The sequence below is a fragment of the Actinomadura macra NBRC 14102 genome, from assembly GCF_001552215.1.
GTDB lineage: Bacteria > Actinomycetota > Actinomycetes > Streptosporangiales > Streptosporangiaceae > Spirillospora > Spirillospora macra.
On the sequence record NZ_BCQT01000015.1, the window covers coordinates 193,831 to 218,762 of the forward strand.

The following is a 24,932-nucleotide window of genomic DNA, read 5'->3' on the forward strand; positions in this document are numbered from 1 at the left end:
CCTGTGGGCTCGGGCCGACCTCAGTTGAGCATCGGCCATGCCATGAACGCGGGATAGCGATACCACTCGCCTCGGTTGGCGGCCAGCCCCGCGATGATCAGGAAGACGATGGAGGCGATGGCGGTCGCGATGATCGTGACGAAGCCGATGAGCACGAAGAGCAGGATGATGTTGATGATGAAGTAGACGAACTGGGTGATCGCGAAGTTGAGGCCCTGGGCGCCGTGGTGGCGCAGGTACGGCGATTCGTCCTTCTTGATCAGGTAGACCAGCAGCGGGGCGATGACACCCAGGAGGAACTGCCCGAGATGGGCCATCATCGCCCAGGTGCGCTCGTCGGAGGTCGTCATGCTGTGCGCGCCCTGCGGCCCGTACGGCTGCACTTGCCCGCCATATCCCGGCGCCTGCTGCCCGTACCCGGGCTGTTGTTCGTAGCCCGGCTGCCCGTATGCGGGCTGCCCGTAGCCCGGCTGTCCAGGCTGCCCATACCCCGGCTGGGAATAGCCGCCCTGACCGTATCCCGGCTGCTGTCCGTATCCCGGTTGCCCGTATCCCGGCTGGCCATACTCCGGCTGTCCGTATCCGGGCTGCGCGCCACCTGGGTATCCGGGCTGCTGACCGTAGCCCTGCTGTTCTCCCTGGCCGTGGCCGGACGGGTTCTCCTGGCCTTGCGGATCCGACTGCCCATGCGTCATCGCGGTGCTCCTTCTCGGCGCCGCCACCGGGCGGGCCGGTGTCAGGGTGCGGGTGCGGTCACGAAGTCGATGAGCTCCTCGACGCGTCCCAGAAGGGCGGGTTCGAGATCGGTGTAGGTGTTCACCGAGCGCAGGATCCGCTTCCAGCTCGCACCCACATCGTCCCCCCAACCGAGCTCGGCGAGAACCCCTTCCTTCCAGGGTACGCCGCGGGGGATGCGGGGCCAGGCACGGATTCCCACGGCCGACGGTTTCACCGCCTCCCAGATGTCGATGAACGGGTGCCCGGTGACGAGCACGTGCGGAGACGTGACCTGGGCGGCGATCCGGCTCTCCTTGGAGCCGTCGACGAGATGGTCGACGAGGACGCCGAGCCGCCGCCCCTCGTCCGGGCCGAACTCCTCGACGATGGCGGGCAGGTCGTCCACGCCCTCCAGGTACTCCACGACGACGCCCTCGACGCGCAGATCGTGGCCCCAGATCTTCTCCACCAACTCGGCGTCGTGGACGCCCTCCACATAGATGCGGCTCTCCTTGGCGACCTGGGCGCGCAGCCCCTTGACGGCGATCGAGCCGGACGCCGAACGGGCCGGAGTGTTCGCGGCGGCGCCCGGCGCGGCGTCCGGCCGGACGAGGGTGACCGGCTTGCCGTCGATCAGGAAACCCGATTTCGTGAGCGGGAAGACCCGCCGTTTGCCGAACCGGTCCTCCAGGGTGACGCCGAACTTGTCGCAGCCGACCACGGCACCGCAGAATCCGCTGTCGGGATCCTCCGCCACGAGGCCGGGTTCGGCCGCGATCTCGGGTATCCGGCCTTTCAGGGGGCGTCGCCAGTCACCGGCCAGCACGTCGTTTCCGTACTTCTTGCTCCGCACAGCCCGCACATTAACCGGAAGGATAAGATCGCGCAGCCGTCCGGAAGCGCGCCGCACGCACGTCCCGCCGGGCGTCTCGTCGGGGCGCCGGGGCGGCGCGAACGCCGCGGGCACTCCAGAACCGGGTCCGCGGGCCGTACACTTGGCACTCGGGAGTACGGAGTGCCAGCGGCGCCGCGCCGATGGCCCGGACCGGTGGGGGGCCCGTGGCAGGGGATGAAGGAGGTGACCACGTGCTGGACGACCGGAAACTCGCGGTCCTACGCGCCATAGTCGAGGACTACGTCTCCACCAACGAGCCGGTGGGCTCCAAGGCCCTGGTGGACCGGCACAACCTCGGCGTGTCCTCGGCCACCATCCGCAACGACATGGCCGTGCTGGAAGAGCAGGGGTACATCGCCCAGCCGCACACCAGCGCGGGCCGCGTCCCCACCGACAAGGGCTACCGCCTGTTCGTCGACCGGCTGTCCACGATCAAGCCGCTGTCGGTCGCCGAGCGTCGCGCGATCGAGACCTTCCTGTCCGGCGCGTACGACCTCGACGATGTGGTCGGCCGCACCGTGCGGCTGCTGGCGCAGCTCACCCGGCAGGTCGCGGTGGTGCAGTACCCCTCACTGACCCGCTCGTCGGTGCGGCACGTGGAACTGGTCCCGGTCGCCGAGGGCCGGCTGCTGCTCGTCCTGATCACCAACACCGGCCGGGTGGAGCAGCGCGTCATCGAGACCCACGGCGCGGTCTCCGAGGAATCGATCGGGCACCTGCGGGCGTTGCTCAACACGTGCCTGGACGGGCTCGGACTCGGCGACGTGCCGATCGCCGTCGCGGACCTGCCCGACAAGGTGGGGGCCGACGACCGGCCGATCGCCGCGGCCGTGCTGTCGGTGCTGCTGGAGACGCTCGTGGAGAAGCACGAAGAGAAGATCGTTTTCGCCGGGGCGGCGAACCTGGCCGCCGTGGACTTCTCGCAGAGCCTGCGGGACGTGCTGGTGGCGTTGGAGGAACAGGTGGTCCTCATGCGCCTGCTCGGCGAGACCGGCGATTCCTCTACTCTTACGGTGCGGATCGGCACCGAGAACCCCGATGAGGGGCTCCGATCGACCTCGGTCGTCGCCGCCGACTACGGCGTGGGCGACCTCACGCTGGCCCGGCTGGGAGTGCTCGGGCCGACACGCATGGATTACCCCGGCACGATGGGAGCGGTACGGGCAGTGGCACGCTACGTGGGACAGATCCTGGCGGGATCGTAAGTGGCCAACGACTATTACGCGACCCTGGGCGTCCGTCGGGACGCCAGCGCCGACGAGGTCAAGAAGGCCTACCGCCGGCTCGCGCGCGAGCTCCACCCGGACGTCAACCCCGATCCGGAGACCCAGGAGAAGTTCAAGGAGATCACCCAGGCGTACGAGGTGCTCTCCGACCCCAAGAAGCGCGAGATGTACGACCTGGGCGCCGATCCGTTCGCGACGACGGGGGCCGGGGCGGGTGCCGGCGGGTTCGGCGGCGCCGGGTTCCCGTTCAGCGACATCATGGACGCCTTCTTCGGCACCGCCGCGTCCCGGGGGCCCCGGTCCCGGGCCAGGCGCGGCCGCAACGCGACGATGCGGGTCGAGCTCGACCTGTCCGAGACGGCGTTCGGCACGACCCGCGAGCTGTCCATCGACACCGCGGTCGCCTGCACGAGCTGCGAGGGTTCGGGCTGCGCCCCCGGCACGCATCCGGACACGTGCGAGACGTGCCACGGCCGCGGCGAGGTGCAGCAGGTGCAGCGCTCGTTCCTCGGCCAGGTCATGACGGCCCGCCCCTGCCCGGCGTGCGGCGGTTTCGGGTCGGTGATCCGCAACCCGTGCGCCGAGTGCTCGGGGGACGGCCGGGTCCGCACCCGCCGCACCGTCAAGGTCAAGATCCCGGCGGGGGTGGAGAACGGCATCCACATCCAGCTCGCGGGCGAGGGCGAGGTCGGCCCGGGCGGCGGCCCGCCCGGCGACCTGTTCCTGGAGATCGTGGAGAAGCCGCACGAGATCTACGAGCGGGAGGGCGACGACCTGCACTGCACGGTCGAGATCCCGATGACGGCCGCCGCGCTCGGCACCAGCGTCACCATCGAGACCCTGGACGCCGCCGAGGGCGTCGACATCAAGCCGGGCACGCAGTCCGGTCAGGTCATCACCCTGTACGGGCGGGGCGTCCGGCACCTCAACGAGAGCGGCCGCGGCGACCTGATGATCCACGTCAACGTGGAGACGCCCGGCAAGCTGGACGAGGAGCAGGAGGACCTGCTGCGGCGGCTGGCCAAGCTCCGCGGCGAGGAGCGCCCGCCCGGCAAGTTCGCGCCGGGTCAGCGGAGCGTCTTCTCCCGGCTCCGCGACGTCTTCAACCAGCACCCCGGCTAGAGATGGCCCCGACCGGATCCCGCCGCCCGGCGGGGCCCCCGCACCGGGAGGGCCGGTGAGCCCGCCGGTCTTCCTCGCCGCGACCGAGGCGCTGCAGAACGGCCGGGTGCTGCTGGACGGGCCGGAGGGGCGGCACGCCGCCACCGTGCGGCGGCTGCGTCCCGGCGAGCGCGTCGACCTGACCGACGGCGCGGGCCTGCTGGCCGAGTGCGTCGTCGCCGCGGCGGACCGCGTGTCCCTCACGCTCGACGTGGTGGCCCGGCACCGGGCGCCGCCGCCCCGGCCGCGGCTCGTCGTCGTCCAGGCCCTCCCGAAGGGCGACCGGGGCGAGCTGGCCGTGGAGACCATGACCGAGGTCGGCGTGGACGAGATCGTCCCGTGGTCGGCGGCCCGCTGCGTCACCCAGTGGCGCCCGGAACGCCGTGCGAAGGCCCTCGGCCGCTGGCGCGCCACCGCCCGCGAGGCGGGGAAACAGGCCCGCCGGAGCCGCCTGCCCGACGTCACGGACCTGGCGTCCACGGCGCGGGTCGCCGAGCGGCTCACGGAGGCGTCGCTGGCGCTCGTCCTGCACGAGGAGGCCGACGCGCCGCTCAGCGCGGTCGAGGCGCCCGCCGACGGCGAGATCGTGCTCGTGGTCGGCCCCGAGGGCGGTATCACCGGCGAGGAGTTGGAGCGGTTGGGGGCGGCGGGAGGCCGTCCGGTCAGGCTGGGGCCCACGGTACTGCGGACGTCCACGGCGGGCGTCGCGGCGGCGGCCGTCCTGCTGGCGGCCACCGGGCGCTGGTAGCCCCTCCACGGCCCTGCCGAAGCCCGCCCGGACCCCCGAGAAGCAAGGAAGGCGCTCTGGGGTCTTCAGAGCCGTGGAGAAGCCCTCAGGGGGTGTCCGCGGATCCCTGGTCGGCCGTCGTGGAGGGCTCGCCGGAGGTCGGCGACGTCGGCTTGTCGGTCGGCACCGGCTCGGTCGGGTTGCTGGACGTCGGCGGCGTCGGCGTGGGGCTCGCCGGGGGAGCCGGGCTGCCGCCTCCCGGGCACTGCGTCGTGGACGGCTTCGGCTCGGTCTCCTTCTCGTTCTCCTTGTCCTTCGGCTTCGTCGGCGTGGCGGGGACCGAGGGCGGCACGGCCGGCGGGACCGCGCAGGACGAGGACCCGGGCGAACCGGAGGCCGAGGGCGAGCCGGGCACGCTGGGGGAGCCGGAAGCGCTGGGATCGGGCGCGGCGGGGTCGCCGGGCGGTAGCGGCCGGCCCTGCGCGTCGGTGCGGTCGCCGTCGGTGTCGACGCCGCCGTCGCCGGAGGGGCCGTTGCCGCTCACCGACTGCTGGATGAGGTCGATCGTCTGCGGGGCGGTCACGCCGATCCCGGCGATCGCCACGGCGGCGGCGACGGCGAGGACAGGCCGTGCCCAGTTCACGGAGAACCAGTTCGGCCCGAACCAGGCCGGTCCGAACCGGTCGAGGCCGAAGCGGCGGCGGCCACCGCCGTCGGCGATCCGGGCCCGGATGCGTTCCAGGCCGTCCTCCGCGGGGGTGACCGAGTCCGCCTCCGCGTGCAGGGCACGGCGGAGGATCTCGCCGTGCTCGTCGTGGGGCTCGGTGGTCATGAGAACTGCTCCAGGACGTTGCGTAGCGCGGTCATGCCGCGCGCCGTATGGCTCTTCACAGCGCCGCGGGAGATCCCCATCGTGTGGGCGATCTCCGCTTCGGAAAGATCGGCGTAGTAGCGCAGGACGAGCGCCTCCCGTTGGCGGGCGGGGAGGCCGGACAGCGCGTCGATCACGGCCGAGCGCTCGAGTTCCCCGATGGCTCCGGCTTCCGCGCTCGGCGCGTCCGGCAGCCCCTTCGGGGCGTACTTCTCCACGACGGCGCGGTGCCGCAGCACCGATCGGGACCGGTTGACCACCGACTGGCGCAGGTACGACAGAGCCTTGTCGGGGTCGCGTAGCCGCCGCCAGCCGCCGTGCATCGCGACGAACGCGTCCTGGACGACCTCCTCGGCCGTCCCGGAGTCCCGTACGAGCATGGCGGCGAGACGGACGAGCGAGCGGTAGTTCGCGCTGTAGAGCGCGGTCACCGCTTGATCGGCATCCCAGGCGACGACGACAGCGGCCGCCGCCGTGCCCCTGGCCACGAGGGTCTCGGTCACGTCAGTGGGACGCGCGCCCTCCTCGTCGGGTTTACGAAAGGGCATCTCTTGGTCTGCCTCGGTCACCTATCCGCCGCCTTTGCCGTCCCCCGGCCATCCATTCGGACGGTTCCTCCGCAACGGCATTTATCGGGCTTTCCCGTCCGGGGAGGCGCGCCGCGATGCCTGCGATCCGGGGGGTACGCCTTGAGCTGACAACCCTAACGAGCGGCCGGTCGAGATGCGGCCCGACAGCCGGAGGTCGATCATCGCGAGCCTATACAGGACGTGGCCGCGTGGGCCATGCCTGTGACCGTCTCGATAGGATTCCGAGGCCGTCGCGGCCGTGTGGAAGGAGATCGATGACCGACTGCCTTTTTTGCAAGATCGTTTCCGGGGATGTGCCCGCGGAGATCGTCCGCTCCGACGCCAGGGTGATCGCGTTCCGCGACATCAACCCGCAGGCGCCCACGCATGTGCTGGTCATCCCCAGGGAGCACCATCCGACGGTCGCCGAGGTGGCCGCCGCCGACCCCGGCCTCCTCAGCGAGGTCGTGGCAGAGGCCCACCGGGTCGCGCAGGACGAGGGCATCGCCGACTCCGGCTACCGACTCGTGTTCAACACCGGAGCCCAGGCGGGCCAGACCGTCTTCCACGTCCACGCCCACGTCCTCGGCGGCCGTGGCCTGAACTGGCCGCCAGGCTGATCCGCACCGCCCGGCGGGGTTCTCCCCCAGATAAATAGAGCGGCGTTCCTGGGCGGGTCGCCAGTACCATGGATGCGACACATGCTGGACACCGAGGCAGACAGAAAGCAGGTCCGAGAGGCCGCAAGGCCCGGCTGATGGTCGAATCAACTCACGCGAGGCGCGACGGCCGCGCAGGCCCGCGCACCCAGATCAAGATCGTGGTGCCGGACGACCATTCGATGGTGAGCCTGCTCGGCTCCCGGGACGAGTCGCTCCACGCGATCGAGCGCGCGTTCGGCAGCGACCTCGACATCCACGTCCGTGGCAACGAGATCACCGTGACCGGTTCCGAGAACGAGACCGGGCTGGTCTCCCGCCTCTTCACCGAACTGCTCGACCTGCTCAAGGGCGGTACGCAGCTCACCCCCGACGCGGTCGAGCGGAGCCTGGCGATGCTGCGCGCCGAGGGCGGCGCGCGCCCGGCGGAGGTCCTCACCCTGGACGTGCTGTCCAGCCGGGGCCGCACGATCCGCCCGAAGACGCTGAACCAGCGCCGCTACGTCGACGCGATCGACAAGCACACGATCGTGTTCGGGATCGGTCCCGCGGGCACCGGCAAGACGTACCTGGCGATGGCCAAGGCCGTCCGCGCCCTTCAGGACAAGAAGGTCAACCGGATCATCCTGACCCGGCCCGCGGTCGAGGCGGGGGAGCGGCTCGGCTTCCTGCCGGGAACGCTCTACGAGAAGATCGACCCGTACCTGCGGCCCCTGTACGACGCGCTGCACGACATGGTCGACCCCGACTCGATCCCCCGCCTGATGGCCGCCGGCACCATCGAGGTCGCCCCGCTGGCCTACATGCGCGGCCGGACGCTCAACGACTCGTTCATCATCCTGGACGAGGCGCAGAACACCTCGCCCGAGCAGATGAAGATGTTCCTCACCCGGCTCGGGTTCGGCTCCAAGGTCGTGGTGACCGGCGACGTCACGCAGGTCGACCTGCCCAACGGGCATCTGAGCGGCCTTCGTGTCGTCCAGGACATCCTCGACGGCGTCGGGGACATCGACTTCTGCCGCCTGGACAGCCGCGACGTCGTCCGGCACAAGCTGGTCACCGACATCGTCGACGCCTACAACCGCTACGACGAGGCGCGGGTGCCGGCGATCAAACAGGGGGCGGCGGGGCGCGGCGGATCCCGCAAACGGGGGCGCTAGTGAGCATCGAGGTGTTGAACGAGTCGGGCGTCGAGGTCGCCGTGAAGGACCTCGCCGCCCTGGCCCGCCACGTCCTGGACGGTATGCGCGTACACCCGCTCGCCGAGCTGTCGGTGCTGCTGGTCGACGAGGCGGCCATGACCGAGCTGCACGAGAAGTGGATGGACGAGCCCGGCCCGACCGACGTGCTGTCCTTCCCCATGGACGAGCTGCGCCCCGGCCACATGTCGGGCGGCGCCGACGAGGACGGCGACGCCGACCCGGGGCTGCTCGGCGACGTCGTCCTCTGCCCGGCGGTCGCCGAGCGGCAGGCGCGCGAGGCCGGGCACAGCCCCGGAGACGAGCTGGAGCTGCTGTGCACGCACGGCATCCTGCACCTTCTCGGGTACGACCACGCCGAGCCGGAGGAGCACAAGGAGATGTTCGGCCTCCAGGCCGACCTGCTCACCTCCTGGCAGGAGAAACGCGGCCGGTCATGACCGCCGCGACCCGATCATGAGCACCACGCAGGGATGGCTGTCCGCCCTGGCGGTGGTCCTGGTGCTGCTGGCCGGGCTGCTGGCCGGCGCCGAGACGGCGCTGGCACGGGTGTCGCGGGTCACCGTCGAGGAGATCGTCCGGGACGGGCGACGCGGCGCCCGCCGGCTGGCCGAGGTCGTCGCCGACCCCGCCCGCTACGTCAACATGGTGCTGCTACTGCGCATCGGCTGCGAACTGGTCGCCACCGTGATCGTGGCCGACCTGTGCATCTCCTGGCTGGACGAGACGTGGCGCGCCTACGTCGTGGCTGCCGCGATCATGATCGTGGTCAGCTATGTCGTGATCGGGGTGGGACCCCGCACGCTCGGCATCCAGCACGCCGACCGGATCGCGCTCGCCGGCGCCGCGGTGATCCACCCGGTGACGCGGGTGTTCGGGCCACTGCCCCGGCTGCTGATCCTGCTCGGCAACGCCCTGACGCCGGGCAAGGGATTCCGGGAGGGCCCCTTCGCGTCCGAGGCCGAACTGCGCGACCTGGTCGACCTCGCCGAACAGCGCAGCCTCATCGAGCCGGACGAACGCGAGATGATCCACTCGGTGTTCGAGCTGGGCGACACCCTCGTCCGCGAGGTGATGGTGCCGCGCACCGACATCGTGTTCATCGAGCGCGGCAAGACACTGCGGCAGGCGATGTCGCTGGCGCTGCGCAGTGGCTTCTCCCGCATCCCCGTCGTCGGCGAGAACGAGGACGACGTCGTCGGCATCGCCTATCTCAAGGACGTCGTCCGCCGCAGCCAGGAACATCACGAGGGCGAGGCCGTCGAGACCGTCGACTCGGTCATGCGGGACGCAACCTACGTGCCCGACAGCAAGCCCATCGACGAGTTGCTGCGCGAGATGCAGGCCCGGCAGATCCACCTCGCCATCGTGATCGACGAGTACGGCGGCACCGCCGGCCTCGTCACCATCGAGGACATCCTGGAGGAGATCGTCGGCGAGATCACCGACGAGTACGACCGGGAGACCCCGCCGGTCACCTGGCTCGGGGACGGCGCCGCCCGCGTGACCGCAAGGCTCCCGGTCGAGGACCTCGCCGAGCTGTTCGACGCGGAGATCGACGTCGAAGAGGTCGAAACCGTCGGCGGACTGCTCGCCCACGCCCTCGGCCGCGTCCCCATCGAGGGCTCCACCGCCGAGGTCGGCTCCGCGGGCAACGGAACCGTCCTCTCCCTCAAGGCCGAGACCATCGCCGGCCGCCGCAACCGCATCGGCACTGTGCTTGTTAGGCGGACCCTTGGCGTCGGGCGTTGAACGCCCTCCTTCAACGGGTCCGCGGCGATCGCTGCATCGCTTTCGACTCGCCCTGGAGGGCTCGCTTCGCGATCAGGTTCTCGCTTCGCTCGCACCTGGCTTCGCTCGCGATCGCACGCTGTGTTGATTGCAGCGCCCTTGGCGGTCGGGCCTGGGGGCCCTTGCTTCGGCGGGCACTGCGGCGATCGCTGCATCGCTTTCGACTCGCCTTAGAGGGCTCGCTTCGCGATCAGGTTCTCGCTTCGCTCGCACCTGGCTTCGCTCGCGATCGCACGCCGGGGGGTGGTTCTACAGGGTGGTGCGTAGGGTGCCGTCGGGTGCGGCTAGGAGGAGGGCGGCCTTGGGGCCCAGGTCGCGGACGGCGGTCACATCGTCCGGAGAGGCGGTGTCGGCGGTGGTGACCAGGGCGGCCGCTTCCAGGTCCTCGGCGCCGCTTGACACCGCCATCGCGACGGCGACCTTGAGGGCCGACAGCTTCAGGGACGGCAGGTCCACGCTGGTCGCCGCGTAGGTACGGCCGGTCTCGTCCCGGACGGCGGCGCCCTCGGCGGCGCCCGTGCGGGCCCTGGACGACCGGGCCAGGGTGATGATCTTCGCGTCCTCGGGGTTCAGCTCGCTCACGCCCCCAGCGTACGGGGCGGCGCCGGCCCGCATGCGCCCAGGCCGGCGTTGCAAGTCGCCGCCAAGTGGGCGGCAAGGGCTGCGGGCGACCCTCGGAACGTCAATGACGATGTTCTGGGGGAATCTGATGTCCCGTCTGCTCTACCGCCTCGGAAAGGCCGCTGCGCTGCGGCCTTGGCGGTTCGTCGTGGTGTGGCTGGTGCTCGTCGGCGCGATGGCCGGCCTCGCCGGGGTCGCGGGCGGCTCGCTGCACGACAACTACACACTGTCGGGGTCCGGGTCGCAGCAGGCCACGGACTTGCTGAAGGAGCGGTTCCCGGCGCTGTCGGGCGCCGACGCGCGGGTCGTGGTGCACGCGAAGTCGGGCAGGGTCGACCAGGCGGCGCTCGGCGCGGCGAGCGCCGAGCTGCGCAAACTGCCGCACGTCAGCGCGGTGGACCCGCCGCGGCCGTCCCGGGACGGCGCGACCGCGCTGATGACCGTCCGGTACTCGGTGCCGGTCACCGACCTCGCGCCCAAGCCGACGCTCGACCTGCTGCGCACCGCCACGAGGGACCTTGAGAAGGCCGGATACCAGGTGGAGTTCGGCGGGCAGGTGCCGGAGAACGTGACGGCGCCCGGCGGCGTCGCCGAGGCGGTCGGGATCGTGGCGGCCCTGGTGATCCTGCTACTGGCGTTCGGGTCGGTCGTGGCGGCGGGGCTGCCGCTGGCCGTGGCGCTCGCGGGGCTCGGCGTCGGCGTGTCGGGGATCACGCTGCTGGCCTCGTTCACGAACGTGGCGACCACCGCGCCGACGCTGGCGATGATGGTCGGCCTCGGCGTCGGCATCGACTACGCGCTGTTCATCCTCACGCGGCACCGCGAGGGCCTCGCGGGCGGCCTGGACGTCCCAGAGTCGGTGGGCCGGGCCATCGCGACCGCCGGCCTGTCGGTGATCTTCGCCGGGTTCACGGTGCTGCTGGCGCTGTGCGGGCTGGTGCTGTCCCGGATCCCGGTGTTCATGACCATGGGGTTCGCGACCGGGCTGGTGGTCGCGGCGACGGTGCTGAGCGCCGTCACGCTGCTGCCCGCCGTGCTGGGGCTGGCGGGACGGCGGGTGCTGCGCCGCCGCGACCGGGCGCCCGGCGCGAAGATCTCCGCCGGGTCCCCGCTGGTCCGCCGGTGGGCCGAGCATGTCGGGCGCCGTCCGTGGCCGTGGCTGCTCGCCGGGGTCCTGCTGATGCTGACGCTGGCCGCGCCGATGCTCGGTATGCGGACCTGGCCGAGCGACGCCAGCAGCGAGCCGTCGTCCAACACCGTCCGGCAGGCGTACGACCTCGTCGCGGACGGATACGGGCCCGGCGCCAACGGTACGTTCCTCGTCGCCGCCGACCTGCGGAAGGTGGATCCGGCGTCGCTGGACGGGTTGAGCGCGCGGCTCTCCCGGGTGGAGGGCGTCATGGCCGTCGCGCCGCCCCAGCTGTCCCCGGACCGCAGCGCCGCGGTGATCGTCGTCACCCCGCGGTACGGCCCGCAGGACGAGCGGGTGACCGGGCTCGTGGACCGCGTCCGCGCGGACGTGCTGCCTCCGGGCACCGAGATCACCGGGCTGACGGCCATCTACGTGGACCTGTCCCGGGTGCTGTCCGAACGTCTGTGGCCGGTCATCGGCGTGGTCGTCGCCACCTCGTTCATCATGCTGATGATCGTGTTCAGGTCGGTGCTGGCGCCGCTGAAGGCCGCCGCGATGAACCTGCTGTCGATCGGCGCCGCGTACGGGGTGCTCACCGCGGTGTTCCAGTGGGGGTGGGGCGCCGAGCTGCTCGGCCTGCCGCACGCCGTGCCGGTCTCCAGCTTCATCCTGCTGCTGATGTTCGCGGTGCTGTTCGGGGTGTCGATGGACTACGAGGTGTTCCTGCTGTCGCGGGTGCGGGAGGAGTGGCTGGCCGGTGGCGACGCACGCGGGTCGGTGTCCACCGGGCTCGCCGCCACCGGCCGGGTGATCACCAGTGCGGCGCTCATCATGGTGGCGGTGTTCCTCGGCTTCGCCATGGACCCGGGTGTGGTGATCAAGCAGATGGGCGTCGGGCTGGCGGTCGCGGTGGCACTGGACGCGACCGTCGTCCGGCTGGTGCTGGTGCCCGCCACGATGGCGCTGCTCGGACGGGCGAACTGGTGGCTGCCGAAGCCGCTGGCCCGCGTCCTGCCGGAGATCGACCTGCACGGTGGCGGCGAGCCCGCGGCGGGTGCGGCGAAGGAGCCGCAGCCCAGCCCCGCGTGACCGGCGCGTAGCAGGGGTTGCACGGCGGTCCGTCATGTCCCGGTTTAGGCTGAGCGGGACATGACGACTGCTGTGCGCGTGCTCGGCGCCTTCGGCGCGGCGGTGGACGGCGCGCCCGCCGATCTCGGCGGTCCCCGCCAGCGCTCGGTCCTCGCGCGTCTCGTCGCCGCGCACGGTCGGATGGTGCCGGCGGAGCGGCTCGTCGAGGACCTGTGGGCCGGGACGGCACCGCCGCGTGCGGCGGCGGGACTGCAGTCGTTCGTGTCGCATCTGCGGCGCGCGCTCGAACCGGACCGTCCACCCCGCACGCCGGCGCGGATCCTCGTCACCGAACCGCCCGGGTACGCGCTGCGGCTGCCGGACGGCGACGTCGACGCCTGGCGGTTCGACGCGCTGATCGACGAGGCCGCCGCGCTGCTGGACAGCGGCGACCCCGCCGCCGCCCGGGGGCGCGCCGAGGCGGCGTTGGCGCGGTGGCGTGGGCCCGCCTACGCCGAGTTCGCCGGCCTGCCGTGGGCCGCCTCCGAGGCCACCCGGCTGGACGAACGCCGTCGCATCGCGGTCGAGCGCCGGGCCGACGCCATGCTCCGGCTCGGGGCCGCCACCGAGGCCGTCCCGGACCTGGAGGCCCACACCGCCGCCAACCCGCTGCGCGAGGACGCGTGGCGGCTGCTGGCCCTCGCGCTCTACCGGGCGGGACGCCAGGGCGACGCCCTCGCCGCGCTCCGCCGTGCCCGCGCCACCCTGACCGAGGAACTGGGCGTCGACCCCGGGCCCGCGCTGCGCCGCCTGGAATCCGACATCTTCGCCCAGGCCCCGTCCCTGGACTCCGCAGCAACCTCGGCGCCCGCCGAGCGCCCGCCCCGGGACCCGGCGCGCCGCCCACCGCTGCGGCTGGCGCCCGACCCCGCCGAGCATGAGCCCCGGGAACCCGTGATCCGGGGCGTCGCCTTCGTCGGGCGGGAGCGCGAACTGGCGCGGCTGGACGAGGCGGCCCGGTCCGTGGCGGCGGGCCGCAGCGGCGTGATCCTCGTCGGCGGGGAGGCGGGCATGGGCAAGACCGCCCTCGCCGAACGGTTCGCGATCACGCTCGGAACGCGGGGCTGGACGTGCGCCTGGGGGCGCGCCGCCGAGACCGGTGGCGCCCCGGCGGCCTGGCCCTGGGCCGAACTGCTGCGCGAGCTCACCGCCGCCGCGCCGCCCAAGCCCGAACTCGCCGGACGCCTCGGCCCGCTCCTGGACGACACCGTCACCGGACGCCTCGCAGTCACCGGACACGTCCCTGGCTCTGGACATGCGGAGGCGGGCGCCGACGCGGGCAGCGGCCGGTTTCGGCTGCACCTGGCCGTCGGCGACTACCTCGACGGTGTCGCCGACGAGGCGCCGCTGCTACTCGTCCTGGAAGACCTGCACTGGGCCGACGAGGAGACCCTCGCCCTGCTGGTCCGGCTCACCGGCCGGCTCCGCGGCCGTCCCGTCCTGCTGATGGCGACGTTCCGGCAGACGGAGGTACCCGACGGGCTCGCCGCCGCGCTCGCCGCGCTCGCCCGCTGCGAGCCGCTGCGGATCGATCTCGGCGGGCTCTCCACCGCCGAGGTCGCCGCGCTCGTCCGCGACACCTGCGGTGCCCGCCTCGACGATGACGAGCTGTCGGCCATCGCCGAGCGGACCGGCGGCAACCCCTTCTTCACCCGCGAGACCGCCCGGCTGCTGGACGCCGAGGGGATGCCCGCCGCGACCCGCCGAGTACCGGCCGGAGTCGGGGACGTGCTGCGCCGCCGGATCGCCCGGCTCCCCGAATCCGCCCAGTCCGTCCTGCGGGACGCGGCCGTGGTCGGGCGAGGCGCCGGCCTCGGTGTCCTCGGCGACCTCGCCGGCGACGAGGACACCGTCCTGGACGCCATCGAGGCGGGGCTGGCGGCAGGGCTGGTCACCGAGCCGGGGCCAGGCCGGATACGGTTCGCGCACGCGCTCGTCCGCGACACGCTCTACAACGGGATCTCGCGGGCCCGCCGCACCCGGCTGCACGGCCGCGTCGCCGCCGCGCTGGAACGGCACAGCCCCGACGAGGTCGCCGCCATCGCCCACCACTACCTGGAGTCCGGCGCCGACCCCGGCAAGGCCGTCCGCTACGCGCGGCTCGCCGCCGAGGCCGCCGAGGCCCGCTTCGCGCACGGCGCCGCCGCCGCCCTGTGGGTCCGTGCCGTCGAGACGCTGCGCGCGCAGGGCCCGGACGCGACCCGCGACCGGCTGGAGACCGAGGTCGCCGCGATCCGCGCGACCGCCCTCGCCGGGGACGTCGTCGCCGCCCGGCGCCGCCGGCTGGCCGCCATCGCCGACGCTCGCGCCCTCGGCGACGTCCGGCTGCTGGCCCGGATCATCGTCGGTTTCGACGTCCCCACGCTCTGGACCAGCCGCGAGTACGGATCGCTCGACCAGGCCGTGGTCGACGCCACCGACGAGGCGCTCGCCCGGCTGCCCGCGCGGGAAAGGGAGCTGCGCGTGCGCCTCCTCACCACCCTGGCGCTGGAGCTGGAGGGGGAGCAGCACGACCGCGGCGTCACCGCGTCCGACGAGGCGATCGGGATGGCCCGCGCCCTCGGTGACCCCGAGCTGATCGCCGTCGCGCTGAACGGCTGCTACATCAACGCCTACCGCACCGCGGACGGCCTCGACCAGCGGCGGCGGCTCGCCACCGAGCTGCTCGGGCTCGCCGAAGAGCACGACCTCGCCACCTACCTCGTCCTGGCCCACCTGCAACTACAGCAGATCGCCGTCGCCGCGCTGGACCTGCCGACCGCGAAGCGTCACCTGGCCGAGGGCAGCCGGCTCGCCGACCAGTACGGGCTGCCGCTGCTCGCACAGATCGCCTCCTGGTACAGCGGCCTCGTGCTCGCCTTCACCGCCCGCTTCGACGTCGCCGAGCGCGCCTACCAGGAGGTCGGCGGCGCCATCGGCCGGACCAAGATCTGGTTCACCGAACGCGGCATGCTGTTCCTCGGTGCGTTCTGCCTGCGGCTCACCCAGGGCAGGGCGGGGGAGATGGTGGACGAGGCCGCCTGGCTGCACCGGCAGTGGTCGCACGTCGAGGCGACCGCCGACATCCACGCCCTCGCGCTGGTCTCCGCCGGACGCGACGCCGAGGCCAGGCGGGTCGTGGCCGGGGCGGGGCCCGTCCGGCTCGACTACTTCTTCGACCTCACCATGGCGGCGCGGGGCCTGCGCGCCATCGCTCTCGGCGATCGCGAGCTGGCCGGGGAGGTCTACGCCGCGCTCGTGCCGTACGAGGGCCACGTCACCGGCGGCGCCACCGCCATCGCCACCATCGGCCCGGTCGCGCACATTCTCGGCGACCTTGCGCTGTTCCTTGAGCACCCCACCCCCGTCGCCGCCGGCCACTATCGCAGGGCGGCCGAGGTCGCGGGCCGCCTCGGTGCCGTCCTGTGGGCGGAGAAGGCCGAGGCCGCCCGGACCCGCCTGGGCACCCCCGCGGCCTGAAGATGGACGGGGCTCGCCGCCGGGTGGGCGACAATTGGGGGGTGACGACGCTGGGAGACACGACGACCGAACGTCCGGACGGGGAGTACCGTGCCGGATTCGCCTGCTTCATCGGGCGCCCGAACGTGGGCAAGTCCACGCTGATGAACGCGCTGGTCGGCACCAAGGTGGCGATCACCAGCAGCCGCCCGCAGACCACCCGCCGCGCCATCCGCGGCATCGTGCACCGGCCCGCCGCGCAGCTCGTCGTCGTCGACACCCCCGGCCTGCACAAGCCCCGCACGCTGCTCGGCGAGCGGCTCGACAGCCTGGTCCGCTCCACCCTCACCGAGGTGGACGTGATCGGGTTCTGCGTGCCCGCCGACCAGCCCGTCGGCCCCGGCGACAAGTACATCGCCCGCGAGCTGGCCGCCGTGAAGAAGACACCGGTCGTCGCGATCGTCACCAAGACCGACCTGGCCGCCCCCGAGCGGATCGCCGAGCAGCTCCTCGCGGTCGGGCGGCTCGGCGAGTTCGCCGACATCGTGCCCTGCTCGGCCGAGAGCGGCTTCCAGGTCGCTCTGGCCGCCGACCTGCTGATCGGCCACCTGCCGGAGGGCATGCCGCTCTACCCCGAGGGAGACCTCACCGACGAACCCGAGCAGGTCCTCGTCGCCGAACTGATCCGCGAGGCCGCGCTGGAGGGCGTCCGCGAGGAGTTGCCCCACTCCATCGCCGTCGTCGTGGACGAGATGGCGCCGCGCGAGGGCCGCGACGACCTTGTCGACGTCTACGCACACCTGTTCGTCGAGCGCCCCAGCCAGAAGGGGATCATCATCGGCCACAAGGGCGCCCGGCTCCGCGAGGTCGGTGCCGCCGCCCGCCGTCAGATCGAGGCGCTGCTCGGCACCAAGGTCTTCCTCGACCTGCGCGTCAGCGTCCTCAAGGACTGGCAGCGCGACCCCAAGCAGCTCCGCAGGCTGGGTTTCTACGACTGATCCTTACGAAGCTCCGGTTCCTCGTCCGGCTGCGGTTCCCTCTCCTCGTGCGGCCAGGCGGAGGGCGGCTCCTCCTCCGGCCAGGCGGCAGCGGACGCCTCCGGCCAGGGCTGCTCGCCAAAGAACGGATCCGCGTAGGGCTGTTGCGGGTGTTGCCCGTCCCGCCGTGACGGCAGGAGCCGCTCGGTGAGGGGACGGGCCAGGCTGACACCGATCAGCAGCAGGCACGCGGCGACGGCCAGATACCAGCCGTACCGGACGGAGATCTCGTAGCCGACGTCCAGACCGTCCTCCGGCAGCCCGTCGCCGGGGAGGTCGTCGCGCACGTCGCTGAGGCGGAGGACGAAGACTCCGCAGGTGAGGAGCGCCAGCACGGCGGGAACGGTCGCGAGGCCGCCGATCCGCGGGTCCCGCGCCACCAGGTCCCAGAACGCCAGGACGATCGCCAGCACCGCCAGCACCGGCACCGCGACGACCAGGTCATCGGCGTCGATGCCCGCGACGCTGCCGAGGTCGCGTGACAGTGGGCGGCCGAGCAGGTCGACGACCATCTGGGCCCGCGCCCAGGGCAGGAACGCCGCGACCAGCAGCACCGACGCGAGGATGATCATCGCGAGGTCCCAGACGATGCCGCGCCGTCCACCGAAGGCGGCGGGCGGAGATCCACCCACCAGGTCGCCGGCGGGCGGATCCTGCGGCGGGTAGCCGTCGTCGGGCGGCAGAAAGGTCGGGCGCGACCGCGCGTCCTCCGCGTCGGATCCCAGGTCACCGGTCATGGACCCAGCGTAAGGGGAGGGTCTGCATTGCCCGGGTCGGCCACGTCGGAGCGCGTGGGTCGGTAGTTTGGAGAGAGTCCGGTATGGGAGGAGAGGCCCGGTGTTGCTCGTTTTCGGCCTGACAGCGGTGTTCCGCACGGTCAGCGAGGGGACGTTTCACTGCCCGCAGTGTGGCGGTGACCGTGCCTACCGGAGGCGGGCGGGGCGGCGCTGGTTCACTTTCTTCTTCGTCCCGCTGGTCCCGCTGTGGCGCCTCGGCCAGGCCGCCGAATGCCGCACCTGCCGGCGCCGCTTCCCCGTCTCGGCGCTGCGAACGCCCACCGCACAGCAGATGGCGGCCGCGCTGCCGGCGGGCATGCGGGCGGCCGCCACCCTGGTGCTGCGAGCGGACGACCCGTCCGACGGCACCGCCCGCGCCCGCGCCGTCGAGACCGTCCTCGGCTACGGCGAGCCCGGCTATGGCGACGCCGACGTGGACGCCGACCTCGGGTTGGGACCGGAGTTCCTGGAGCGGGAGGTCGCTCAGGCGGGTTCCCAGCTCGCGGTCGAGGCCAAGGAGTGGTTCCTCGCGCAGGCCGTCCGGATCGGGCTGGCGGACGGGCCGCTCGGCGAGAGGGAGCGCCGGGTCCTGCACCGGATCGCCGAGCTGCTGGGCATGTCCCGCGCCTACGCGCTGGGCGTGATCGTCACGACCGAGGGGGCCGCACGGTGAGCGGGGGCGCCGGCACGGCGCTCGTACGCGGCCCCGGCCCGCGGCTGGCCGACGGCATCGTCACCCATATCGGCCGCCGCCCGGTGGACACCGCGCTCGCGGCGCGCCAGCACGGCGCCTACGTCGCGGCGCTGCGCGCGGCGGACTGGCGGGTCCGCGCCGTCGCGCCCGCCGACGCCCACCCCGACGCCGTGTTCGTCGAGGACGCCGTGGTCGTCTGCGGAGACCTCGCGGTCCTCGGCCGGTCCGGTGAGACACGCCGCCGCGGCGAGATCTGCGGCGCCGAGCAGGTCGTCCGCGAACTGGGCCTGCGGATCGAACGGATCAAGGAACCCGGCACCCTGGACGGCGGGGACGTCCTGCGCGTCGGCGACACCGTCTACGTCGGGCGCGGCGCCCGCACCAACGAGGAGGGCATCTGCCAGCTCGCCCACCTGCTGGGCGGGCGGAAGGTCGTCCCGGTCGACACCAGCGGCTGCCTGCACCTGAAGTCGGCGATCACCGCACTGCCCGACGGCACGATCATCGGCGTCCCGGACCTGGTGGACACCTCGGTGCTGCCCTGCATGCGGGTCGTCCCGGAACCGGCCGGCGCGCACGTGGTCGTCCTCGGACCGGGGCACGTCCTGCTGTCGGCGTCCGCGCCCCGCACCGCCGCCCAGCTCGCCGCGGACGGCCTGCACGTCACCAGCGTCGACATCAGCGAGTTCGAGGCCCTCGAAGGGTGCGTGACCTGCCTGTCCGTGCTCGTCCGCTGATCCGCGGCCCGAGTGTCTCATGATGCGGGACGTCGTTTCCGAAACCCGGATGGGATCTGTTAACTTGGCAGGCGTGTTGCGTGAGCTGCTCCTCCTTAGCGGCCGCAGCGGGGGCCTGTAACCGGTCGGCTCCCTCGCTGCGGGGCTTTGACGTGTCGGACGTCGGCCGCAGGATCGAAGCAGAGAGATCACCACGGATGTATCCGCAACAGCAGCCCTCTGGCATGCCCTTCCAGCGCTACCGCCCGTTCGAGCCGGTCCGGCTGACCGACCGCACCTGGCCCGACCGCGTCATCACCGAGGCCCCCCGCTGGTGCGCGGTCGATCTGCGCGACGGCAACCAGGCACTGATCGACCCGATGGATTCCCACCGCAAGCTCAAGATGTTCGAGCTGCTGGTACAGATGGGCTACAAGGAGATCGAGGTCGGGTTCCCGGCGGCCAGCCAGACCGACTACGACTTCGTCCGGCAGATCATCGACGAGGGCCGGATCCCCGACGACGTCGTGATCCAGGTGCTGACACAGGCGCGCCCCGAGCTGATCGAACGGACCTTCGAGTCGGTGCGCGGCGCGAAGCAGGCGATCGTCCACCTGTACAACTCCACCAGCACGCTGCAGCGCCGCGTGGTGTTCGGGCAGGACCGGGCCGGGATCACCGCCATCGCCGTCGAGGGCGCCAAGCTGTGCGCGAAGCTCGCCGAGGACATGGGCGACACCGAGATCTACTTCCAGTACTCGCCCGAGTCGTTCACCGGCACCGAACTGGAGTACGCGGTCGAGGTCTGCAACGCCGTCAACGAGGTGTGGCGCCCGACCCCGGACCGGAAGGTGATCGTCAACCTGCCGGCGACCGTCGAGATGGCCACCCCCAACGTGTACGCCGACCAGATCGAGTGGATGCACCGGCACCTGGCCTACCGCGACTCGGTGATTCTCTCTCTGCACCCGCACAATGACCGCGGCACGGCCGTCGCCGCCGCCGAGCTGGGCTACATGGCGGGCGCCGACCGCATCGAGGGCTGCCTGTTCGGAAACGGCGAGCGCACCGGCAACGTGTGCCTGGTCACCCTGGGCCTGAACCTGTTCACCCAGGGTATCGACCCGCAGATCAGCTTCGCCGACATCGACGAGATCCGCCGGACGGTCGAGTACTGCAACCAGCTGCCCGTCCACGAACGGCATCCCTACGGCGGCGACCTGGTCTACACCGCCTTCTCCGGCTCCCACCAGGACGCCATCAACAAGGGCTTCGACCACCTCAAGCGTGACGCCCAGGCCGCCGGAACGCCCGTCGACGCCTACCGCTGGGAGGTCCCGTACCTGCCGATCGACCCGCACGACGTCGGCCGCACGTACGAGGCCGTCATCAGGGTCAACAGCCAGTCCGGCAAGGGCGGCGTCGCCTACATCATGAAGGCCGAGCACTCCCTGGAACTGCCCCGCCGCCTCCAGATCGAGTTCTCCCGGGTCGTCCAGGAGCACACCGACAGCGAGGGCGGCGAGGTCACCGCCGAGCGCATGTGGGAGATCTTCCAGGCCGAGTTCCTGAACAACGGCCCCCGCGTGGGCCTCCTGGCGCACCGCGCGACCTCCCGCGTGGACGAGAAGGACGCGCTCAGCTGCGACATCCGTGTGGACGGCGAGATCCGCGAGATCGAGGGCGTCGGCAACGGCCCCGTCTCGGCCTTCGAGGACGCCCTCACCTCGGTCGGCGTCAACGTCCGCGTCCTCGACTACGCCGAGCACGCCATGAGCGCCGGCGGCGACGCCCGCGCCGCTGCTTATGTGGAATGCGACGTCAACGGCACCACGGTCTGGGGTGTGGGTATAGACGGCAACATCGTCACCGCCTCCCTCAAGGCAATCCTGTCCGCCGTCAACAGGGTCTCGTGATCTAGAGGGGGCGGCCCCGGTCGGGCGGGGCCGCCCCCGGTTCAGCGGGCGCGGCCCAGGACGTGGTGGACCAGTTCACGTAGGGGGCCGTTGAGCTGGGCCTCTCCTACGGTGGTGCGCTCCCCGTCGATGGCTATCTCGTACAGGAACTGGTCGGGGATCCGGCCGGGCGGTGGGACGCGTTCGAGATCAACCCGGTCGACGAGCCGGGCCAGCACGGGGTCGTGGGCGCTGTCGGACTCGGCCCGCTGTTCGATGCCGGCGAAGCCTCCGCTGCGGACGACTGTCACCTTCACTGCTGTTTCCGTTCCGGCCCACTCACGGTGAGACGCCTACCCCCGTCCACGCCTGGCGTACCGCGCTGGTCTCGGCGCCGTCCGCACCGTAGAGGCGGGCCGCGGTCTCGAGGGTGGCGGCCGCGAAGCCCTTGAAATCGGTGTCGGTCTTCAGAGTGCCACCGGTCAGCGTGTCGTACCAGACGCGGCCGGCCTTCTCCCAGGCATTGCCGCCGATGGCGGTCGCCGCCAGGTAGAAGGCGTGGTTGGGGATACCAGAGTTGATGTGGACGCCGCCGTTGTCGCGGTAGGTCTCGACGTAGTGGTCCATGTGGCCTGGTTGGGGATCCTTGCCGAGCTGGGGGTCGTCGTAGGCGGTGCCGGGTTCCTTCATCGAGCGCAGCGCCACGCCGTTGACTCCCTCGGCGAGCAGACCCTGGCCGATGAGCCAATCGGCCTGGTCGGCGGTCTGGCCGAGATGCCACTGTTTGATCAGGGAGCCGAACACGTCCGAGACCGACTCGTTGAGCGCACCCGGTTGGCTGTAGTACTCCAGGTTGGCGGTGTACTGGGTGATCCCGTGGGTGAGCTCGTGACCGGTGACGTCGAGGGGGCCGGTGAACTCGGTGAAGAGGGTGCCGTCGCCGTCGCCGTAGACCATCTGCTCGCCGTTCCAGAAGGCGTTGTCGTACCTGTCGCCGTAGTGGACGGTGGAGATCAACGGCAGCCCCGCGCCGTCGATGGAGTTGCGGCGGTAGGCGGCCTCGAAGAAGTCGAAGGTCGCGCCCAGCCAGTCGTAGGACTGGTCGACGACCTTGTCGCCGGTGGCGGGGGCGCCCTCGGCGCGGACGGCTTTGCCGGGAAGTTCCTCGCGGTTCCCTGCGTCCCGGATGGTCCGGTTGGGGACGAAGTCCTCGTTGGGAGAGGGCGGTGTGACCAGGAGCGTCCGCCGCTCGGAGCGCGCGGCGGACGAGAGGGCCAGGGTACGGCGGGCCCGGTCACGAAGGGCCGGGTCTCCGGCGCCGCCGGCGATCCGTTCCAGCATGTGCGGCGGCACGATGTGGCATCTCATGTCTCAACGTTGCCAGTTTGACGTGAGCCAGACCACAGTTTTCGGGGGCGCTGTGGCGGCCGAATCCGGTCACGTTACGTAATGGCAACAGAGCGGAGGGAGAGCTCTCGGGTGACATGTGAAGATCCTGCGGAGATGCCGGGGACGGGCATCGAGGCACGTGGCGGAGTGCGCGAGAATGAACGGGTGACCCTCTACCGCGACGAAGGCATCGTCCTGCGCACCCAGAAGCTGGGCGAGGCCGACCGCATCGTGACGGTGCTGACCCGGCGCACCGGCCGGATCCGCGCCGCGGCGAAGGGGGTCCGCAAGACCAAGTCCCGTTTCGGGGCGCGGCTGGAGCCCTTCACCCATGTTGACCTTCAGTTGTACGAGCGGCGCTCGCTCGATCTGATCACCCAGGCCGAGACGATTCGCCCCTACGGGGAGGCGCTGGTCTCCGACTATCCGCGCTACACGGCGGGGACGGCGATGCTGGAGACCGCCGAGCGGCTCACCAGCGAGGAGGGCGAGCCCGCGCTGCGGCAGTTCCTGCTGATCGTGGGCGGGCTGCGGACGCTGGTGGAGCGCGACCACGACCCCCGGCTCGTCCTGGACGCCTACCTGCTGCGCTCGCTGTCGGTCGCCGGGTGGGCCCCGGCGCTGGACGAATGCTGCCGCTGCGGCACCCGTGGCGGCCTGCGCGGGTTCGCCATCGCGGCGGGCGGCGCGGTCTGCGCGGGCTGCCGTCAGCCGGGCGCCGCCACCCCGGCGCCGCCGACGTTCGCGCTGATGCTGGCGCTGCTGCGCGGCGACTGGGAGTACGCCGACGACAGCGAGTCGCGCCACCGTGTGGAGTGCAGCGGCCTTGTGGCCGCCTATCTCCAGTGGCACCTGGAGCACGGAATCCGCTCCTTGCGCCATGTGGAGCGCGACAACGACGACACCAACAGGGAGAGAGTTTGAGAAGGGCCGTTCTGCCTCCGGAACCGCATCGGGACGGCGCCAAGCCGCCCCCGATCCCCGCGGACCTGGTACCGCGGCACGTCGCCATCGTCATGGACGGCAACGGCCGCTGGGCCAAGGGGCGCGGGCTGCCGCGCACCGAGGGGCACAAACGCGGCGAGGACTCGCTCTTCGACGTGATCATGGGTGCGATCGAGCTCGGCGTCCCGTACCTGTCGGCGTACGCGTTCTCGACGGAGAACTGGAAGCGCTCGCCGGACGAGGTCCGCTTCCTCATGGGCTTCAACCGGGACGTGATCCGCCGCCGCCGCGACCAGCTCGACTCGATGGGCGTCCGCGTCCGGTGGGCCGGCCGGCGACCGAAGCTGTGGCGCAGCGTCATCAAGGAACTGGAGACCGCCGAGGAGATGACGCGCGACAACGACGTCCTCACGTTGCAGTTCTGCGTGAACTACGGCGGTCGCGCCGAGATCGCGGACGCGGCGGCGGCCATCGCCCGCGACGTCCGCGACGGCCGCCTCAACCCCGACAAGATCAACGAGAAGGTGTTCGCCCGCTACCTCGACGAGCCCGGCATCCCGGATGTGGACCTCTTCCTGCGCTCCTCGGGGGAGCAGCGCACGTCCAACTTCCTGCTGTGGCAGTCGGCGTACGCGGAGATGGTCTTCCTGGACACGCTCTGGCCCGACTTCGACCGCCGCCATCTGTGGCAAGCCTGCGAACTGTACGCCTCCCGCGACCGCCGCTACGGCGGAGCTGTTGTTTGAATCGCTGCCGTTGGCGTCGGGCCCTGGGGGTCTTCCTTCAACGGGCACCGCGGCGATCGCTGCATCGGTCCGGCTCGCCCAGGGGCTCGCTGTGCGATCAGTTGCTCGCAGGCTCGCCAACCGGCTTCGCACGCGATCGCAGCGATCGCAGCGGTTCTGGGGTCAGACCAGCGCGGCGTCCAAGGTGATGGTGGTGCCGGTGAGGGCCTGGCTCACGGGGCAGCCTTCCTTGGCGGCCTGGGCGGCCTTCTCGAAGTCGGCCGCGGACAGGCCCGGTACGGTCGCCCGGACCGTCAGGTGGATGCCGGTGATGCCCTCGCCGGGCTGGAAGGTGACCTCGGCCTTGGTGTCGACCTTCTCCGGGGGCGTCCCGGCGCCGGCGAGGCCGTGGGAGAGGGCCATCGAGTAGCAGGTGGAGTGGGCGGCGGCGATGAGCTCCTCGGGGCTCGTCCGGCCGCTCGGCTCCTCGGCGCGCGACGCCCAGGTGACGTCGAACGTGCCGGTCTTCGAAGAGTCCAGGGAGACCGTGCCCTGGCCGCTGAGGAGCGGCCCTTCCCAGTGCGCGTTAGCGGTACGTGTCGTAGCCATGGCCCCGATTCT

Annotated in this window: 24 protein-coding genes; 15 read left to right on the top strand and 9 right to left on the bottom strand. The window is 71.9% G+C overall.

Annotated elements, in window-relative coordinates; genetic code table 11:
- Window positions 1-20: 20 nt before the first annotated feature.
- Both AMA02S_RS24800 and AMA02S_RS24805 read right to left on the bottom strand, forming a co-directional pair.
- Window positions 21-695, bottom strand: coding sequence for a DUF4870 domain-containing protein (locus tag AMA02S_RS24800; RefSeq protein ID WP_067461784.1), 675 nt, complete (start codon window positions 693-695; stop codon window positions 21-23).
- Window positions 696-736: 41 nt separating this feature from the next.
- Window positions 737-1,570: a DUF3097 domain-containing protein gene (locus tag AMA02S_RS24805; RefSeq protein WP_067461785.1), complete on the bottom strand. Its 834-nt coding sequence runs from the start codon at window positions 1,568-1,570 to the stop codon at window positions 737-739.
- Between the two features lie 233 nt (window positions 1,571-1,803).
- On the opposite strand from AMA02S_RS24805, the gene hrcA reads away from it, so the two are divergent.
- The 3 genes from hrcA to AMA02S_RS24820 are packed head-to-tail and all read left to right on the top strand — an operon-like array spanning window position 1,804 to window position 4,747.
- Window positions 1,804-2,817, top strand: a complete 1,014-nt coding sequence (gene hrcA, locus AMA02S_RS24810) for a heat-inducible transcriptional repressor HrcA (protein WP_067461786.1) — start codon at window positions 1,804-1,806, stop codon at window positions 2,815-2,817.
- Window positions 2,818-3,960, top strand: a complete 1,143-nt coding sequence (dnaJ, locus tag AMA02S_RS24815) for a molecular chaperone DnaJ (protein WP_067461787.1) — start codon at window positions 2,818-2,820, stop codon at window positions 3,958-3,960.
- Window positions 3,961-4,015: 55 nt separating this feature from the next.
- Window positions 4,016-4,747, top strand: a complete 732-nt coding sequence (locus tag AMA02S_RS24820) for a 16S rRNA (uracil(1498)-N(3))-methyltransferase (protein ID WP_067461788.1) — start codon at window positions 4,016-4,018, stop codon at window positions 4,745-4,747.
- A gap of 85 nt (window positions 4,748-4,832) precedes the next feature.
- Here the strand turns inward: AMA02S_RS24820 and AMA02S_RS24825 are convergent, their stop codons facing one another.
- Entirely contained in the window at window positions 4,833-5,558 is a 726-nt protein-coding gene (locus tag AMA02S_RS24825) for a hypothetical protein (RefSeq protein WP_067461789.1), read from the bottom strand.
- Entirely contained in the window at window positions 5,555-6,100 is a 546-nt protein-coding gene (locus AMA02S_RS24830; RefSeq protein ID WP_067461790.1) for a SigE family RNA polymerase sigma factor, read from the bottom strand. The genes AMA02S_RS24825 and AMA02S_RS24830 overlap by 4 nt, the downstream gene beginning before the upstream one ends.
- A 341-nt stretch (window positions 6,101-6,441) precedes the next feature.
- On the opposite strand from AMA02S_RS24830, the gene AMA02S_RS24835 reads away from it, so the two are divergent.
- From AMA02S_RS24835 to AMA02S_RS24850, 4 genes are all read left to right on the top strand, one after another.
- A complete protein-coding gene (locus AMA02S_RS24835) occupies window positions 6,442-6,786 on the top strand; it encodes a histidine triad nucleotide-binding protein (protein ID WP_067461791.1) in 345 nt (114 codons plus the stop codon).
- A 137-nt stretch (window positions 6,787-6,923) separates the two neighbouring features.
- The gene (locus tag AMA02S_RS24840; protein WP_067461792.1) at window positions 6,924-7,985 is read left to right on the top strand and encodes a PhoH family protein; all 1,062 of its coding nucleotides are present in this window, start codon (window positions 6,924-6,926) and stop codon (window positions 7,983-7,985) included.
- Window positions 7,985-8,464, top strand: a complete 480-nt coding sequence (ybeY, locus tag AMA02S_RS24845) for an rRNA maturation RNase YbeY (protein WP_067461793.1) — start codon at window positions 7,985-7,987, stop codon at window positions 8,462-8,464. Before AMA02S_RS24840 ends, ybeY begins: the two co-directional genes overlap by 1 nt.
- Before the next feature lie 16 nt (window positions 8,465-8,480).
- The gene (locus AMA02S_RS24850) at window positions 8,481-9,776 is read left to right on the top strand and encodes a hemolysin family protein (RefSeq protein WP_067461794.1); all 1,296 of its coding nucleotides are present in this window, start codon (window positions 8,481-8,483) and stop codon (window positions 9,774-9,776) included.
- A 288-nt stretch (window positions 9,777-10,064) separates the two neighbouring features.
- Here the strand turns inward: AMA02S_RS24850 and AMA02S_RS24855 are convergent, their stop codons facing one another.
- A complete protein-coding gene (locus AMA02S_RS24855) occupies window positions 10,065-10,397 on the bottom strand; it encodes a cytidine deaminase-like protein (RefSeq protein WP_157430820.1) in 333 nt (110 codons plus the stop codon).
- Window positions 10,398-10,524: 127 nt separating this feature from the next.
- Here AMA02S_RS24855 and AMA02S_RS24860 point away from each other — a divergent pair, with 127 nt between their 5' ends.
- Genes AMA02S_RS24860 through era form a run of 3 tightly spaced genes read left to right on the top strand, consistent with a single transcriptional unit; the run spans window position 10,525 to window position 17,132 of the window.
- Window positions 10,525-12,657 (top strand): MMPL family transporter, encoded by a 2,133-nt coding sequence (locus tag AMA02S_RS24860; RefSeq protein ID WP_067462052.1) that lies wholly within the window; start codon window positions 10,525-10,527, stop codon window positions 12,655-12,657.
- A gap of 60 nt (window positions 12,658-12,717) precedes the next feature.
- Window positions 12,718-16,155 carry an ATP-binding protein gene (locus AMA02S_RS43630; protein WP_067461796.1) on the top strand — a complete coding sequence of 1,146 codons (3,438 nt, stop codon included), beginning with the start codon at window positions 12,718-12,720 and terminating at the stop codon, window positions 16,153-16,155.
- Window positions 16,156-16,196: 41 nt separating this feature from the next.
- On the top strand, window positions 16,197-17,132 hold the full coding sequence (gene era, locus AMA02S_RS24870) for a GTPase Era (protein WP_067461797.1): 936 nt from the start codon (window positions 16,197-16,199) through the stop codon (window positions 17,130-17,132).
- On the opposite strand, the gene AMA02S_RS24875 is transcribed toward era, so the two are convergent.
- Complete coding sequence (locus AMA02S_RS24875) at window positions 17,123-17,908, bottom strand: hypothetical protein (RefSeq protein ID WP_067461798.1); 786 nt, start codon at window positions 17,906-17,908, stop codon at window positions 17,123-17,125. The genes era and AMA02S_RS24875 overlap by 10 nt on opposite strands.
- Window positions 17,909-18,008: 100 nt before the next feature.
- Here AMA02S_RS24875 and AMA02S_RS24880 point away from each other — a divergent pair, with 100 nt between their 5' ends.
- The 3 genes from AMA02S_RS24880 to leuA all read left to right on the top strand — a co-directional run bounded on the left by AMA02S_RS24880 (window position 18,009) and on the right by leuA (window position 21,273).
- Window positions 18,009-18,620 (top strand): TerB family tellurite resistance protein, encoded by a 612-nt coding sequence (locus AMA02S_RS24880; RefSeq protein WP_067461799.1) that lies wholly within the window; start codon window positions 18,009-18,011, stop codon window positions 18,618-18,620.
- Complete coding sequence (gene ddaH / locus AMA02S_RS24885) at window positions 18,617-19,378, top strand: dimethylargininase (RefSeq protein WP_067461800.1); 762 nt, start codon at window positions 18,617-18,619, stop codon at window positions 19,376-19,378. Before AMA02S_RS24880 ends, ddaH begins: the two co-directional genes overlap by 4 nt.
- A gap of 197 nt (window positions 19,379-19,575) precedes the next feature.
- Window positions 19,576-21,273 carry a 2-isopropylmalate synthase gene (gene leuA / locus AMA02S_RS24890; protein WP_067461801.1) on the top strand — a complete coding sequence of 566 codons (1,698 nt, stop codon included), beginning with the start codon at window positions 19,576-19,578 and terminating at the stop codon, window positions 21,271-21,273.
- Between the two features lie 41 nt (window positions 21,274-21,314).
- Here leuA and AMA02S_RS24895 read toward each other — a convergent pair whose 3' ends face one another.
- Together AMA02S_RS24895 and AMA02S_RS24900 are read right to left on the bottom strand one after the other, a co-directional pair.
- Window positions 21,315-21,569, bottom strand: a complete 255-nt coding sequence (locus tag AMA02S_RS24895) for a protealysin inhibitor emfourin (protein ID WP_067461802.1) — start codon at window positions 21,567-21,569, stop codon at window positions 21,315-21,317.
- 22 nt (window positions 21,570-21,591) lie between these two features.
- On the bottom strand, window positions 21,592-22,620 hold the full coding sequence (locus AMA02S_RS24900; RefSeq protein ID WP_067461803.1) for a M4 family metallopeptidase: 1,029 nt from the start codon (window positions 22,618-22,620) through the stop codon (window positions 21,592-21,594).
- A gap of 186 nt (window positions 22,621-22,806) precedes the next feature.
- On the opposite strand from AMA02S_RS24900, the gene recO reads away from it, so the two are divergent.
- Entirely contained in the window at window positions 22,807-23,565 is a 759-nt protein-coding gene (gene recO / locus AMA02S_RS24905; RefSeq protein ID WP_067462055.1) for a DNA repair protein RecO, read from the top strand.
- Window positions 23,562-24,332, top strand: a complete 771-nt coding sequence (locus AMA02S_RS24910; RefSeq protein ID WP_067461804.1) for an isoprenyl transferase — start codon at window positions 23,562-23,564, stop codon at window positions 24,330-24,332. The genes recO and AMA02S_RS24910 overlap by 4 nt, the downstream gene beginning before the upstream one ends.
- Before the next feature lie 162 nt (window positions 24,333-24,494).
- Here the strand turns inward: AMA02S_RS24910 and AMA02S_RS24915 are convergent, their stop codons facing one another.
- Window positions 24,495-24,920 carry an OsmC family protein gene (locus AMA02S_RS24915; protein WP_067461805.1) on the bottom strand — a complete coding sequence of 142 codons (426 nt, stop codon included), beginning with the start codon at window positions 24,918-24,920 and terminating at the stop codon, window positions 24,495-24,497.
- Window positions 24,921-24,932: the final 12 nt, after the last annotated feature.

What these genes read in the sequence shown, in the direction of transcription:
- AMA02S_RS24835 (WP_067461791.1), top strand. Translation starts at nt 6,442, where the DNA reads ATGACCGACTGCCTTTTTTGCAAGATCGTTTCCGGGGATGTGCCCGCG.
- AMA02S_RS24840 (WP_067461792.1), top strand. Translation starts at nt 6,924, where the DNA reads ATGGTCGAATCAACTCACGCGAGGCGCGACGGCCGCGCAGGCCCGCGC.
- AMA02S_RS24800 (WP_067461784.1), bottom strand. Translation starts at nt 695, where the DNA reads ATGACGCATGGGCAGTCGGATCCGCAAGGCCAGGAGAACCCGTCCGGC.
- AMA02S_RS24860 (WP_067462052.1), top strand. Translation starts at nt 10,525, where the DNA reads ATGTCCCGTCTGCTCTACCGCCTCGGAAAGGCCGCTGCGCTGCGGCCT.
- leuA (WP_067461801.1), top strand. Translation starts at nt 19,576, where the DNA reads ATGTATCCGCAACAGCAGCCCTCTGGCATGCCCTTCCAGCGCTACCGC.
- AMA02S_RS24875 (WP_067461798.1), bottom strand. Translation starts at nt 17,908, where the DNA reads ATGACCGGTGACCTGGGATCCGACGCGGAGGACGCGCGGTCGCGCCCG.
- AMA02S_RS43630 (WP_067461796.1), top strand. Translation starts at nt 12,718, where the DNA reads ATGACGACTGCTGTGCGCGTGCTCGGCGCCTTCGGCGCGGCGGTGGAC.
- AMA02S_RS24900 (WP_067461803.1), bottom strand. Translation starts at nt 22,620, where the DNA reads ATGAGATGCCACATCGTGCCGCCGCACATGCTGGAACGGATCGCCGGC.
- AMA02S_RS24850 (WP_067461794.1), top strand. Translation starts at nt 8,481, where the DNA reads ATGAGCACCACGCAGGGATGGCTGTCCGCCCTGGCGGTGGTCCTGGTG.
- AMA02S_RS24915 (WP_067461805.1), bottom strand. Translation starts at nt 24,920, where the DNA reads ATGGCTACGACACGTACCGCTAACGCGCACTGGGAAGGGCCGCTCCTC.
- AMA02S_RS24825 (WP_067461789.1), bottom strand. Translation starts at nt 5,558, where the DNA reads ATGACCACCGAGCCCCACGACGAGCACGGCGAGATCCTCCGCCGTGCC.